This is a genomic window from Desulfovibrio sp. Fe33, assembly GCF_028532725.1.
GTDB lineage: Bacteria > Desulfobacterota > Desulfovibrionia > Desulfovibrionales > Desulfovibrionaceae > Pseudodesulfovibrio.
The window spans coordinates 161,761-175,635 of sequence record NZ_JAQKGU010000003.1; the positions used below are offsets into that span (position 1 = coordinate 161,761).

At 55.6% G+C, this 13,875-nt stretch carries 13 protein-coding genes and 1 tRNA gene; 7 read left to right on the forward strand and 7 right to left on the reverse strand.

Annotated elements, in window-relative coordinates; translation table 11 throughout:
* Positions 1 to 46 precede the first annotated feature (46 nt).
* From PSN43_RS05885 to PSN43_RS05900, 4 genes are all read right to left on the reverse strand, one after another.
* Entirely contained in the window at positions 47 to 739 is a 693-nt protein-coding gene (locus PSN43_RS05885) for a LolA family protein (protein ID WP_272699798.1), read from the reverse strand.
* A 14-nt stretch (positions 740 to 753) separates the two neighbouring features.
* Positions 754 to 3,009 carry a DNA translocase FtsK gene (locus PSN43_RS05890; RefSeq protein ID WP_272699799.1) on the reverse strand — a complete coding sequence of 752 codons (2,256 nt, stop codon included), beginning with the start codon at positions 3,007 to 3,009 and terminating at the stop codon, positions 754 to 756.
* An 86-nt stretch (positions 3,010 to 3,095) separates the two neighbouring features.
* The gene (gene efp / locus PSN43_RS05895; RefSeq protein ID WP_272699800.1) at positions 3,096 to 3,653 is read right to left on the reverse strand and encodes an elongation factor P; all 558 of its coding nucleotides are present in this window, start codon (positions 3,651 to 3,653) and stop codon (positions 3,096 to 3,098) included.
* Positions 3,654 to 3,701: 48 nt separating this feature from the next.
* Positions 3,702 to 4,160 (reverse strand): type II 3-dehydroquinate dehydratase, encoded by a 459-nt coding sequence (locus PSN43_RS05900; protein ID WP_272699801.1) that lies wholly within the window; start codon positions 4,158 to 4,160, stop codon positions 3,702 to 3,704.
* A gap of 108 nt (positions 4,161 to 4,268) precedes the next feature.
* On the opposite strand from PSN43_RS05900, the gene yihA reads away from it, so the two are divergent.
* The gene (gene yihA, locus PSN43_RS05905; RefSeq protein WP_272699802.1) at positions 4,269 to 4,850 is read left to right on the forward strand and encodes a ribosome biogenesis GTP-binding protein YihA/YsxC; all 582 of its coding nucleotides are present in this window, start codon (positions 4,269 to 4,271) and stop codon (positions 4,848 to 4,850) included.
* On the opposite strand, the gene PSN43_RS05910 is transcribed toward yihA, so the two are convergent.
* Genes PSN43_RS05910 through PSN43_RS05920 form a run of 3 tightly spaced genes read right to left on the reverse strand, consistent with a single transcriptional unit; the run spans position 4,851 to position 7,339 of the window.
* Positions 4,851 to 5,984, reverse strand: coding sequence for an LptF/LptG family permease (locus PSN43_RS05910; protein WP_272699803.1), 1,134 nt, complete (start codon positions 5,982 to 5,984; stop codon positions 4,851 to 4,853).
* Positions 5,981 to 7,147, reverse strand: a complete 1,167-nt coding sequence (lptF, locus tag PSN43_RS05915) for an LPS export ABC transporter permease LptF (RefSeq protein WP_272699804.1) — start codon at positions 7,145 to 7,147, stop codon at positions 5,981 to 5,983. The genes PSN43_RS05910 and lptF overlap by 4 nt, the downstream gene beginning before the upstream one ends.
* 9 nt (positions 7,148 to 7,156) lie before the next feature.
* Positions 7,157 to 7,339: a hypothetical protein gene (locus PSN43_RS05920; RefSeq protein ID WP_272699805.1), complete on the reverse strand. Its 183-nt coding sequence runs from the start codon at positions 7,337 to 7,339 to the stop codon at positions 7,157 to 7,159.
* A 135-nt stretch (positions 7,340 to 7,474) separates the two neighbouring features.
* On the opposite strand from PSN43_RS05920, the gene PSN43_RS05925 reads away from it, so the two are divergent.
* The 6 genes from PSN43_RS05925 (at position 7,475) to PSN43_RS05950 (ending at position 13,394) form a co-directional block, all read left to right on the forward strand.
* The gene (locus PSN43_RS05925; RefSeq protein WP_272699806.1) at positions 7,475 to 8,266 is read left to right on the forward strand and encodes an undecaprenyl-diphosphate phosphatase; all 792 of its coding nucleotides are present in this window, start codon (positions 7,475 to 7,477) and stop codon (positions 8,264 to 8,266) included.
* Between the two features lie 93 nt (positions 8,267 to 8,359).
* Positions 8,360 to 8,436 (forward strand) — tRNA-Met (locus PSN43_RS05930).
* Between the two features lie 777 nt (positions 8,437 to 9,213).
* Entirely contained in the window at positions 9,214 to 10,065 is an 852-nt protein-coding gene (locus tag PSN43_RS05935) for a THxN family PEP-CTERM protein (protein WP_272699807.1), read from the forward strand.
* Between the two features lie 278 nt (positions 10,066 to 10,343).
* Positions 10,344 to 11,312: an HlyD family secretion protein gene (locus tag PSN43_RS05940; protein WP_272699808.1), complete on the forward strand. Its 969-nt coding sequence runs from the start codon at positions 10,344 to 10,346 to the stop codon at positions 11,310 to 11,312.
* Between the two features lie 16 nt (positions 11,313 to 11,328).
* On the forward strand, positions 11,329 to 12,264 hold the full coding sequence (locus PSN43_RS05945) for an ABC transporter ATP-binding protein (protein ID WP_272699809.1): 936 nt from the start codon (positions 11,329 to 11,331) through the stop codon (positions 12,262 to 12,264).
* Positions 12,261 to 13,394 (forward strand): ABC transporter permease, encoded by a 1,134-nt coding sequence (locus PSN43_RS05950; RefSeq protein WP_272699810.1) that lies wholly within the window; start codon positions 12,261 to 12,263, stop codon positions 13,392 to 13,394. Before PSN43_RS05945 ends, PSN43_RS05950 begins: the two co-directional genes overlap by 4 nt.
* Positions 13,395 to 13,875: the final 481 nt, after the last annotated feature.

The window sequence follows — 13,875 nt, forward strand, 5'->3', positions numbered from 1 at the left end:
TACGCCGTTCTGCCCCGAAGACGGGGCGTTAACGCTATAGGTCTCTTTAAAATCCTTGGGTATTGTCCTCGACCTGCGTCCCCTGAGGCGGGGTGAACGTGAACATCTCGGGGGCGAGGTCCACATCGATCTCCACGTTGTCGAGCCTGACCTCGTTGCCGTTCCCGTAGAAATCCACGATCATGACCTGCTTGAGCAGGCCGGTGTCCGGCACTACGCCGATGAAAGCCAGAACCATGCCGGGTTCGGCCTCCTTGGGCAGAAGCTGCAACACGGTCAAATCCTTGCCCCATTTGGAGCGGACTTCGTCCGAGTTCGGCCAATCCGTCCTGACCACGAAGTCTTCCTTGATGTTGGCCTGTCCCGAAAGAAAACGCAGAATGGTTTTCGAATCGAGCAAAGTCCTCACCCCGTACTTGATGGCCAGTTCCTCGTCCGGAATATAATCCCAGGCGAACTCTGGACCGACGACGAGGAGTTCCTTTTCCGGGGCCGAAGTCTCCCAACGGACCTGAGAAGGCTGGCGAAACCAAATTTTCCCTTCGCGCTTCTCAACTTCTCCGCTGGCCACATTGGTCAGTTCCTGGGAAAAATTAGCCCGAAAAGTTTTAAGGGTCTCATATCGCTTCTGAATGAGGTCAGGCAAATCCTGCGCCGGAATGGACTCCGCCGCCTGCGCGAAGACGGGCAGCAACAAGACTAATGCAGTGGCGAAAACGGTAGTGAAGACTCTAGACATAGGATTTGCTCCAATTATTCCGGCTTGATGACCTTGCGCGGTTTGCTCCCCTCCTGGGGACCGAGAATCCCATCCATTTCCATCTGCTCAATGAACCGCGCCGCGCGGTTGAATCCGATGCGCAACCTGCGCTGCAACAGGGATATGGACGCCTTGCCCTGAGAAAGCACGAACTGTACCGCTTCGTCGTACACGGGATCGCCCGTGGCCCCGACACCGCCGGAGTCGCCGTCATTCCCGCCGCTCGGGCTCCAGTCGCTGAAATCCAGCTCAAATTCCTGGGGAACGGCCTCTTTCCAAAAATCGACCACATGCGCAATTTCCGTTTCATCCACGTACGCGCCATGCATTCGCTGGAGCTTGCCGCCGCTCGGTTTGAAGAGCATGTCGCCCTTGCCGAGCAGCCGCTCGGCACCAACAGCATCGAGGATGGTCCGGGAGTCGAACTTGGACGTCACGAAAAAGGAAATACGCGTGGGGAAGTTGGCCTTGATAAGGCCGGTGACGACATCCACGCTGGGCCGCTGGGTGGCGAGGATCATGTGGATGCCCGCAGCGCGGGCCAACTGGGCCAGCCGCACGATGCACTGCTCCACATCCTTGGCCGCAGTCATCATCAGGTCGGCAAGCTCGTCGATGATAATGACCAGGTAGGGCATATGCTTCATATTCTCGAATTCCTCGGGAACGTCATCGCCCATTTCCGCCAGCTTCTTGTTGTACCCCTCGATATTGCGCACACCGAGCTGCGCCATCTTCTCATAGCGGCAGTCCATCTCGAAAACCGCCCATTCGAGCGCACTCTTGGCCATATTCATATCCGTGACCACGGGATGGACCAAATGCGGCAGGTCGGCATACGGGGCCAACTCAATACGTTTCGGGTCCACCAGGAGCAACTTCACATCCTCGGGCCCGGCCTTGTACAGCAGGGAAAGCAGGAATCCGTTGATGCCGACGGACTTGCCCGCGCCGGTTGCTCCGGCCACCAGAAGATGCGGCATACGCGCCAGGTCGGCCACCTTGGTGGCGCCTTGGATGTCCTTGCCCAGCGCCAGGGTCAACGGAGACTTGGAGCCGGTAAACTCTTTGGATTCCAGGACCTCACGCAAATAGACCATCTCCCGCTCGATATTCGGGATCTCGACGCCCACGCTGTCCTTGCCCGGAATGGGAGCTTCGATGCGCACGGATTCGGCGCGCAGGGCCAAAGCGATATCGTCGGTCAGGTTCTCGATCTTCGAGACCTTGATGCCGGGCGCGGGCTTGAACTCGAACATGGTGACCACCGGGCCGGGAACCACTCGCTGCATTTCGCCCTGTACATTGAAATCATTGAGGCATTCCTTAAGCCTGTCGGCCAGGGGTTGCAACACTGCCGAGGTCTGGGAAGTCTGCTGGGCTGGCGGCGCGGTGAGCAGGTCCGCACTGGGCAGACTGCCGGGCGCAGCCGCGACTTTGGATACCGCAGGTTTGGCCGGGACGGGTTTGATCTTCGGCTTGACGGGCTTTGGAGCTTGCGCGGGTTTGTCCGCACGGCTCTCCTCACCCGCATACAAATCCACAAACTGGAGCTCAAGATCCTCTTCTTCGGCAGGTTCCTCTTCCCGTTCTTCGGCCAGCGCCTTGGCTGCCCGGCGTTCAGCCCGCCGCTCGGCCCTTTTTTCGGCGCGGGCCATGGCTCCGTCGCGGAACACTCCCCACCAGTCGGCCAGCAGGGACCAGACGGAAGCCCAGGTAAAGCCGATTACGGCCTGGAGGGAAACAATGGTCACGAACAGCCAGACCAGGAACGATCCAACAGGCCGCAGATACGGCATGGTGTACTTGGTAATGATGGACCGACCGAAGAAACCGCTGCCGATGAGACCGTAGGCGTCTTCAGGCACGTCGAAAAACCAGGGATGCATGGCCCAGGCTTCGATGGCCACGAACAGACCGGTCAGCCCAAGCCAACGCAAGGGCGAAAGCTTGAGCCGCGACACAAAACGGGCCAGACCGAGGTACAGGAAGTACAAAGGCCAAACAACCGCCCCCACGCCAAACATTTCCACGAGAAAACCGGCGCAGTAGGCTCCGGCGTACCCGACCACGTTCTGCACCTTCCGCCCGGTGGTGACGGCTTGATTGAAGCTCGGATCGCCTGGGCTGAAGGATAGAATGCTCAGAAAAAGAAAAGCGGAGAGAAAAAGGAAAAAGAGTCCGACGGCCTCATTGCCCCGACCTTTCCGTTTCTCTACCTGAACCGTGGTTTTCCGTCGTCTCGCCATTGAGCCTCACTTGATGAAAAAGGTCCTGGGCGGCAACCCGCCCACGACCTTTTTACGCAATTTACACAAGGTGTTGCAAGTCCGCTTTATTCGCGACCAAGGTACTCTCCGCTCCGGGTGTCCACCTTGATGACGTCGCCCTCGTTGATGAAGAGCGGAACGTTTACCTTGAGCCCGGTTTGCATGGTGGCGGGTTTGGTGGCGTTGCTCACACGGTCGCCCTGAATGCCGGGATCGGTCTGGGATACGGTCAGGCTGACGTTGGCGGGCAGGTCGACACCGATGAGCTCGCCGTTGTACAAAAGGACCTTAACGGTGTCCCCTTCCTTGATGAAGCCGCCCTTCTCGCCCACGTTGGCGCCGGGCACATGCATCTGCTCGTAGGTTTCGAGGTCCATGAAGACGAAGTGGTCGCCTTCCTTGAAGATGTACTGCATCTCGGTGACGGTCATGTCAGGCTTGTCGACCTTTTCGCCGGAACGGAAGGTCTTGTCGAGCACCTGGCCGGACATCATCTGACGCAGCTTGGTGCGGACCATGGCGCCGCCCTTGCCGGGCTTGAAATGCTGAAATTCGATAATTTCGAAGGGTTTGCCGTCAATCTCAATCTTCAGGCCGGTCCTGAAATCCTTGGTTGAAATCATATATTGTCTCCAAATGGTTTCCGGGATTTCCCCGGGTATTTTTACGAATCAGCCCCGGAGCCGTTGGAACAGCGCCTGGACACCGAGGGCATAACCTAGAATCCCGAATCCGGCAATGACGCCGACGCACCTCTCGCCCATCAGGGATTGCTGCCGCAAGGGCTGGTCGGTACGCGCCCAGATATTGCTGATATGCACTTCAACGCAGGGGATGCCGATCCAGGCAAGGCAATCAGCCAAGGCCAGCGAGGTATGCGTGTAGGCTCCGGCATTGAAAACAACGCCGTCCACCTCCTCTTCCCGGGCCTGCTCCAGCCGGTCGATGAGTCCGCCCTCGGAGTTGGACTGGAAATAATCCAGATCCACCTCCGCGGCTTTGCCCCCCATGACCTGCTCCAGCAGTTCAGGCATGTCGTACATGGTCCGGGTTCCGTAAATCTCGGGCTGGCGTTTGCCTATATGGCCGAGGTTGGGTCCGTTCAGAATAAGAATTTTGAGTTTGTCCATGCGTCTTCCCTTGTGCGGCGGGATGGTGTATTGCCCGCATCCTTGACGCGCCCCGAGAAAAAAAGAACAGTAGGGCGAGAAAAAACAACTGTAAAATGGTACCTAGTTATGAACCGAACTATCGAGTTAGTCAAAACAATATACGAAATCAAGCAGCTTGAAGACTTCGAGGAGCCCCAAATCGCCTTGGCGGGCCGCTCCAATGTGGGCAAGTCTTCACTGGTCAACCGGCTGGCCGGGCGCAAGGCCCTGGCCAAGATCAGCTCCAAGCCGGGCAAGACGCGCAGCCTCAACTATTACCGTGTCGAACCGGATGGCTACTTCCTTGTGGACCTGCCAGGCTACGGCTATGCCAAGTGTTCCAAGCAGGAGCGAATCAAGTGGGCCAAGCTCATCGAAGCCTATATGAAGGACAACACCCGCCTCAAGGCCGTGGCCGTTCTTCTTGATTCGAGACTCTCCCCGCAAAAACTCGACCTGGAGCTCACATCCTACGTTCGCGGCCTTTCCATCCCGGTCATACCCATTCTGACCAAGGCGGACAAACCGAAGCAGAGCGAGCTGGCGAAACTGCAAAAGCAGTGGCAGGACATTCTGCAGCAGGACCGCCTTCCCCTGCTCTTTTCGAGCAAAACGGGAAAGGGCGAGGAAAAGCTGTGGGCAAGGCTCGGGGAATACGCCGGGGCGTAATCACGCCCGCCGGGGAATAATTCCCTCGATAGCGGTCAGGATCATGGGCTTGAAACCGGGCATGGCCACCCAGGCCAAGCGCGCGCAAGCCAATGCGCCCATTATGCCGTTGCCGAGCCAGGAAGCCAGGATAGGCGGCAGGACGCCCTTCTCTCCTGCCGTCTCTCCAACCACATGGATGCCATACTGTATAAATATGATAATAAGCGACAGGCCGATGTTGGCGTAAACGTTCTCGGAGTAGGTTACGAGCGTAAGGGCCAGCAGAGCCATTATCACCATTGAGAATGCATAGGACAGCTTGCCGTGCCATATGGTCTGGAGCATCTCGACGTTGGAGCCCGAATCCTTCAGCCGCTGTATGGCCTTTGACAACTCAAGCAACGGCAATTGCGCCGTGTCACCCTTGAGCTCCACGGCGGCATAAGCCTTGAGATTCTGGCGCACGGACAAGAATTGTGACTGCCGGGACAAGGTGATGAACGTCCGGGTATCCAGTTCATGCACATCCAGAAGTCCCCAACCGTGGTCGTCGATGAGCGCCTTTTTGGCGGTCAGAATGCGGATCAGTTCCAGGTTGTCCGTGGTAAATTCGTAAACAGTGATGTCGCTCGCCCGGCTCTTGCTCGGCTGGGCCTCCTTGGCGAGCACGATGAACGGACCGTCCCTGAACCACAGGTCGCGAATTGTCATCTCGTCCAGTTGCTTGTTGCGGACGTCCTCTTTCCAGATTCGATTGGCCTCCTGCTCGCCGAACACGCCGAGGACTTGGGAAAAGACCAACTGTCCGGCGCTCCAGATCAGGGCGTACACGACGAAGAAACGGATGAACCAACCGAAAGGCACGCCCCCGGCGCGCAGGGCCAGCATCTCCCTTGATCGAGTCAATATCCCCAATTGAATGACCATGGACAAAAGAAACACCGCGGGCATGAGCTGAGAAACTATGAGCGGTATCTTTACTATGAAATAGAACAGGATCGTCTGCGCGCCCAATTCCGCCCGAACAAAATCGTCCAGCCGGTCAAACACGTCCGACAAAAGATAAAGGCTCGTGCCCACGGCCAAACAAATGGCCATGAGATAAAGATTCTGCCGGATGAGATACCGGCTCAGAACGCCGACAATCTTCACGCCTCGGCCCTCCTGCGCAACCGCAGATGCAGCAGCCGGTGGACTAGCGAAGGCGTCCGCTCCAGGTTGGCGTAGCGCATACCGAACAGAGCCACGAACACGAAAAGGATATTCGGAGCCCACATGCCGTACTGTGGCGGAATCGAGCCGGATTCCCCCATGCTCACGCCGACGGAAAACATGGTGTAATAGACCATGAACAGGCCCATAGCCAAAAGCAGTCCGTATTGCTGCTTCAACCCTCTGAAAACCGAGGCGATGGGAATGGCGAACATGCCGAGGACGAAACATCCCATAGGCAGATTCAGCCGCTTGTAGTACTCGGTATCCACCTTTCTGAAAAAGCGGTCGCTCTCATTCGGCATCAGGCTGTGATCCTTGCGGATGTCCCGCAAAAGGAAGAACGGCATGTCCTTGGCCTTCTGTTCGGCAAAGTTGAAGCCTTTCAGCAGCTTTCCGAGGTCGAGTTTGATGGCGTATTTGCCGAAACGGAGAATGTTCAGTTCGTCGCCATCCTGCCGAAAAATCCGGCCGTTATGGAAGACGACATGAATTTTCGCCTCCTGCGGGTTGGAGACGATCTCGGCCTCCGGGGCTACCACGACCACGGAAACGCCCTTGACGGAATCGTCGCGGACAAAGGCGAACTTCAACTCGCCCTTCTCGTTGTCCACCTGATGGGCGTAAAAGGTAATTCCTGGGAATTCCTTATTGAACACACCTGGTTGCAAGGCAAATTTGGAATGCGTCTTGGCGAACTGATAAAGCTTGGTCTTGAACATATCCATGCCCCAAGCCAATCCCCAGAAGGAAATGAAGAAGGCGAACAGCGTACACAAGCTGCAAAAAAGCACAGGAGCGGGAAGCATCCGGTACAGACTCACCCCACTGGCCTTGAGCGCTACGAGTTCGTTGTCCGAACTCATGCGCAAAAAAGTCAGGAAAACGCTGAGCATTGTGGCGATGGGCGTTATCAGCAGCAGAAAAAAAGGCGTCAGAAAAAAGAATAGCTGAAGAATATTCAGCACGCCTATGTTCTGCGAAAGAAAAAGCGAACGCAACTGAAGCATCCGACCCACAAGAATAAGACCGAGCAGGCAGGATACGGTCAAGCCGAAAAGCTTGAGAAGTTCGAAAAATATTTGGCGCTGGAGAAGCTTCACAGATTGAAATCAGCCCTTGTTTTCCTTGAAGAAACGCAGGAGGAATTCCATATCCTTCGGGCCGAGATTGAAGCGGACGCCCGCTTCCTCGATAAGAGCGGAGAGGGGTCTCTCGTCTCCGTTGTCCCGCATCTCGCAGACCCACGCCACGGCTTTGCGGTTCAATTCGCTTTGAGGCATTACGGTCGTCATGAATAGGCTCCTGTCTTTTAACGTACTCTCAGCGAAAGGAAGTACACCAGCTTACGAGGGGTTGCAAGACGGTGTTAGTTGGTCTAGATCGTAGCCTAATACGCATTCCAACCCCACATTACCCCTGAGGATCATATGGCACCCTGGTATGTTGCGATCATTCTCGGCATTGTCGAAGGCCTGACGGAATTTCTGCCCATATCAAGCACCGGGCACTTGATTATTGCGGGCAACCTCCTTGATTTCACCGGGCCCAAAGCCGAAACCTTCGAGATCGTCATCCAGCTCGGAGCCATCCTGGCTGTGGTGGTTCTGTACTGGGACCGCTTCGTGGGACTGCTTTTCCCAGACAAAAACCGCAAGTTTTCCGGAATATACGGTCTCTGGCTTCTGTTCCTGACGTCCCTGCCCGCCTCGATCGTCGGCCTGCTGGCGCACGGCTACATCAAGGAGTTCCTGTTCTCCCCCTTCACCGTGGCCGTGGCCCTGGCCGTGGGCGCGGCGCTCATTTTCATTGTAGAAGGGATGAACAAACGCGCCGTCACCCACTCCCTGGATGAGGTCACTCCGAAGATGGCCTTCGGCATCGGCCTGTTCCAATGCCTGGCCCTGTGGCCGGGCTTCTCCAGATCGGCGTCCACCATAATGGGCGGTATGCTTCTGGGAGCAAAACGAACCGTCGCCGCCGAATACTCGTTCATCGCCGCCGTGCCCATCATGTTCGCCGCAACCGGTTACGATTTTCTGAAAAACTACAAACTGTTCGAAAGCAGCGACCTTGTTTTCCTGCTCATCGGCTTCATCGTTTCCTTCATTTCAGCCTGGCTTGCGATCAAAGGATTCATTGTCCTGCTCGGCAGGCTTACCTTGCGTCCTTTCGCAGTCTACCGCGTTATCCTCGCCGCCTTGATTCTCCTGTTTTTGTAATATGTTCCATTTTTTTGCCTAAACAGGGATTTTCCACTTGCCAAGCCCAAAAAGACGGTCTATAGACTGTGACCGCTTCGACGGAACAAACGTGGCGAGGTAGCTCAGTTGGTTAGAGCATGCGGCTCATATCCGCAGCGTCGGAGGTTCAAGTCCTCTCCTCGCTACCACGAATGAAATTGGAAGTCCTTGAAATCAAATAGGTTTCAAGGACTTTCTTTTTCCCTTTTCTTATGGCCGCACGCGCTTCATGCGCCCGCCGCAGAAAATACCCCAATAGATTCAGGCTATATTGTTCTCAGCTCATGCCTATGCTCCTTGGCTATCCTGCATGTCGAAGAAGGTTCTATTCTTTATCCAACTGATTATTTTCCCCCACGCCGCCTGAATAAACCTCCGCGCAAAAAAACAGGCCGCATGTAATAGATTTCGACGCTCTGTATTTGGCAGCATAACCAACTGAATATAAAGTCTATATTTGCAGCAGATTACAAGCGCCGATAAAGGCTTCCCATGAGCGAATAGGGCTTGGATGGACATCAAAATCCTCTCGCGAGTCAGGAACCCCCCTCTTTCTTCTTCGCATGGGATAATCCCGATAAGTTTGATTCTGGAAAAAACAGGATCAATCTTCCCATGTCCCTATTCTTTGCCAAAGCAAGGAATTTTCCAAACAACAATCAATCATATTAACTCATTGCAATTTCACACCATCCTCTGAGTGGCTCTTCGTCAACACGCTACAGCCGGAGTTCCTTAAAACCGGCTTCCATTGTCCCGAACATGCGATACCTGAAAAGTGTAAACCAACGCCCACTCATGTCGGAATAATTTACACCAAATATGCTCTTACAGGGCCACAATAGCGATAATAATTTACGATAATACAGTTAGTTATAAAAATGGAACAGGTTGTGCATATCCCCAAGAAAAATGGGAGGACCGTTATGAAGAAAATTTCGATCAAGTTATTGGCAGCCTTCTTCCTGATGATGCTCGTGACGCAACCTGCGTACGCTGCCTTCATCAATGAATGGACCTACTCGCTCTCCTACGAGCTGAGCGACTACACCAACGAAGCGGGCACTCAGGCAGGAATGGATTTGGTAAACAACCCCGATGGCTGGAGCCTTACCTGGGGCGTCGACGCGACCCACCCCGAAGGGAGCTCCGTCGGTTCCTACGACAAGACCGGCACCGTAGCGACCAACAGCTCGACCGTCATCGAAGACCACCTCTACCACAACAACCAGGTCATCAGCGCAGACACCGACTCTCTCATGAGCGGCAAGCTGAGCGCGACCCTGACCCTGCAGGGCTACAACCCTTACTCCGACACCGTCGCCACCTTCTCCACCGTTCTCGAATTCCTGTTCTTCGAGACTTCCAACAACTTCTTCTTCCCGAACACCAACGACGTGTTTATCCTGCTGAACCCCGAAGCGGCTTCCCAGACCTTCATCTATGATGATTGGGAATACTCCTTCTCGTTCCTCAGCGGCATTGATCCCCTGGATCCCGACAGCCTGAGCAACATGTACATGGGACCTCCTGCCACTGACGGCGGCTACATCTCCGTGCTGGATCTGCTGCACGACGAAGAAAGCCCCTACTACTACGTCCCCGAAAGCGGCCTGTACTTCGGTTGGGAAACCGCGGAAAACGCCCTGACCTGGATCGACTCCGAACTGACGGTCACCGGCACCCCGCCCGTTCCCGAGCCGTCCACCTTCATCATCTTCGGTCTCGGCATCGCCACCCTGGCCTTTGTCGGCAGAAGGATGCAGCGCAAGCAATAGCTTCATCAATCGACCAATCCCCCCCTCAAAGCCCATGTAGCAATACATGGGCTTTACTTTTTCCCTTTCACCCAATACGCCGCCCCTTTTCCCCACGGCTAAAAGTGGCTCATCATGACTAGACGACACGTCATATGGTCATCTATCAAACTTCAAACTGCGCCCCAAAGTCGCCGCCATACCGCATGAATCCGAGCAGACGTTTGTCCCAATATGCTGAGCCATATTGTTTTTCCCTCAAAACAAGGGTAGAAATATACCAAAGAAATCGGAGCATCATGCTGAACGCGACACGCCTTATTCATATTTTCCTCACTCTGCTTCTCTTGGCGGCATGTTCCAATGAACCCGCCAACGTATTTCAGGGGTATGTGGAAGGCGAATACATTCATGTGGCCGCGGGCCTGGGCGGCACCCTCCAGGACTTGGCAGTGAAGCGAGGCCAGGTCGTGGCCGCAGGAGCCCCGCTTTTCACGTTGGAACGCGATTACGAACAGGCGGCCGTAAACGAAGCGACGCACGGACTGCAACGTGCCCAAGACAATCTGGCCAATCTGCGCAAGGGCCAAAGACCTTCGGAGATAGCCTCCATCCAGGCCCGGCTGCAAAAAGCAAAGTCCTCCGTTTCCCTGGCGAAGATCGAATATGAGCGCCGCGTCAAGCTTGTGGCCGCCGCGACCATCTCCCAGGAAGAACTTGACCGGGCTGAAAGCGATTACGAGCAAAAGCAGCAACTCGTCAGCGAAATCGAGTCGGAACTGCGGACCGCCCGCCTGGGCGCACGCAGCGACCTCATTCTGGCGGCCGAGTCCGAAGTCCGCCAGGCCAGGGCGCAACTCGACCAGGCGCAATGGAGTTTCGATCAAAAGCACACCGTTGCACCGGTCGAAGGATTTGTGTTCGACACCCTCTTCCGGGTGGGCGAATGGGTCCCTGCCGGCCAGCCGGTGGTTTCCCTGCTGCCGCCCCAGAACATCGAAGTGCGCTTCTATGTGCCGGAAACCGTGGTGGGCAAGCTGCAAGCGGGACAAACGGTCATTGTCAACTTCGATGGGGCCTCAACCCCGGTGGAAGCTACAGTCTCCTATATTTCTCCGTCCGCCGAATACACCCCCCCGGTCATCTATTCCAGCCAGAGCCGGGCCAAGCTGGTCTTCCAGCTCAAAGCCGCTCCTTCCCTTAAAAACGCGGCCAAGCTCCATCCTGGGCAGCCGGTGGATGTCACCGTACCAGACCTGGAACCCTGACCGCCCTATCCCGCCCATGACTTCCGACATCATCATCGACGTCCAGGGACTGACCAAAACTTTCGGTCCCAAGACCGTGGTCGACGGTTTGAACATGCAAATCCGCAAAGGCGAGATTTACGGGTTCCTCGGCCCCAACGGCTCTGGCAAGACCACATCCATCCGAATGCTCTGCGGCCTGCTCAAGCCCAACGCCGGTTCCGGCACATGCCTTGGCTTCGACGTCATCACCGAATCGGCAAGGATCAAACCGCATGTAGGCTACATGACGCAACAATTCAGCTTGTATGAGGATTTGACCGTCCGGGAAAATATCGAATTCACGGCCCGCATCTTCGGTCTTTCCGCTCCCGGGAAAAGAGCAAAAGACTGCATTGAGCGCATGGGACTCGGCCCCTTCGAAAAACAACTGGCCGGCAGCTTGTCCGGTGGATGGAAGCAGCGGCTATCATTGGGAGTGGCCACTTTGCATTCCCCAAAACTCCTCCTGCTCGATGAACCCACCGCGGGTGTGGACCCCGGCGCACGCCGCGATTTCTGGGATCAAATCCATGCCTTTGCCGCCGAAGGCATCACCGCTCTCATCAGCACCCACTACATGGACGAGGCGGAGCGGTGCCACAGACTGGCCTACATCGCCTACGGGAAGCTCCTGGCCAGGGGCACTGTGGAAGACATGATCCGGGATGCGAAACTCACAACCTGGGCTGTAAGCTCAAAAGACAACGGAGCGCCTCTTCACCTCTTGGCTGCACACCTCAAACCGCTTCCCGGCGTGGACCAGGTGGTCGCCTTCGGCAATACGCTGCACGTAAGCGGGCGTGATGCCGAAACGCTCAAGCGAAGCATTGAACCTTTCCGCAACGAGCCCTACCAGTGGTCCCGCATCGAGACGAGTCTGGAGGAAGTCTTCATCGACCTCACGCAACAGAGCAAGGGGGCGCTTAAATGAGCCTCTTTTCCTTCAAACGGTTCGGAGCCATGGTCGCCAAGGAATTCGTGCAGATGCGCAGGGATCGGCTGACCTTTGCGATGCTCATCGGCATCCCGCTCATCCAGCTCATACTCTTCGGCTATGCCATCAACTCCGATCCCCGGCATCTGCCTACAGCTGTGCTCAGCGGCGACAATTCTCCGTATTCCCGGGCCATCGTCGCCGGGATGCAGGCCAGCACTTTTTTCGACATCACCAAACATCCGGCGACCAGAGCCGAGGCCGAACAACTGCTGAACGAAGGAACCGTTCAATTCGTCCTGACCATTCCCGAATATTTCGCCCGGGATCTGTTACGGGGAGACCGCCCCGTGCTGCTCCTGGAAGCCGATGCCACGGACCCCATGGCCACCGGCAATGCAGGCGGCGCCTTCCCCGAAATCGTGCGGCGTGCCCTGGCCAAGGACCTTACCGGCCCGGTCCTCGCCCTGAATCAGAAGCAATCGCCTGTGGATATCCGAATTCATTATGATTACAACCCCGAAGTCGAGACGCAATACAACATCGTCCCCGGCCTCATGGGCGTCATTTTGACCCTGACTCTGGTCATGATTACTTCACTGGCCATCACAAGGGAGTCGGAACGCGGCACCATGGAACACCTCCTGTCCACCCCCGTTCGTCCTCTTGAAGTCATGCTCGGCAAAATCATTCCCTATATTTTCGTCGGCTACATCCAGATGACCCTCATCATCACTGCCGCCAGGCTTCTGTTCGGCGTGCCCATGCATGGCAGCATCACCCTGGTATTCGCCCTGTCCCTGATCTTCATCGGCGCAAATCTGTCCGTGGGCGTCACCATATCCACCGCCGTGCGAAATCAGCTACAGGCGGTCCAGGTATCCATTTTCTTCTTCATGCCCTCCCTGCTCCTGTCCGGCTTCATGTTCCCATTTCGCGGGATGCCCCAATGGGCGCAGTGGGTCGGTTCCGTTCTTCCCCTGACCCACTATCTCCGCCTCATCCGCGGCATTCTGCTCAAGGGCAACGGCTGGCAGGAGTCAATGATCCATGTCTGGCCCATCCTCCTTTTCTGGCTCGTAATCGTCATCATCGGCCTCAAACGCTATCGCCGAACCCTGGACTAGACTCACAAGCGCCCGACCTCGACAATAAGGACGAGCACGATATCCCACGGCCGCGCCCCCCCTCCGCCCCCCATACTTCAATTCGATGATACGCCTCTTACGACAGGGCGGCTTCATTATAGCTCTGCACACCGCTGACAGCGCGAACAATTTTAATTGAGCATCCGCAACAGCCATCCGAACATGTTCACACGGCCTTGACCAAAGCCGTCACATCTCCAAAGCCGATTAAATCCCCCGTCCTCACACGTCTGAAAGCGTTATGCTAAAGGCCAATTTCCAACCGATAGGATTCCAAAACGATGTTTTTTCCCGTCTAAAACACGCAGAATGTTGTTCTATAAAGTCTAGATTTTTTATAGACTATATCTAGATACTTTGTATATATCTGAAAAAAATAGCGATTTTATTAAAAAATTCAACTTTGCTCATAAAATTGGAAAAACACCGGTTTTGGTTGCCAAACAGGGGAAAGAACTTA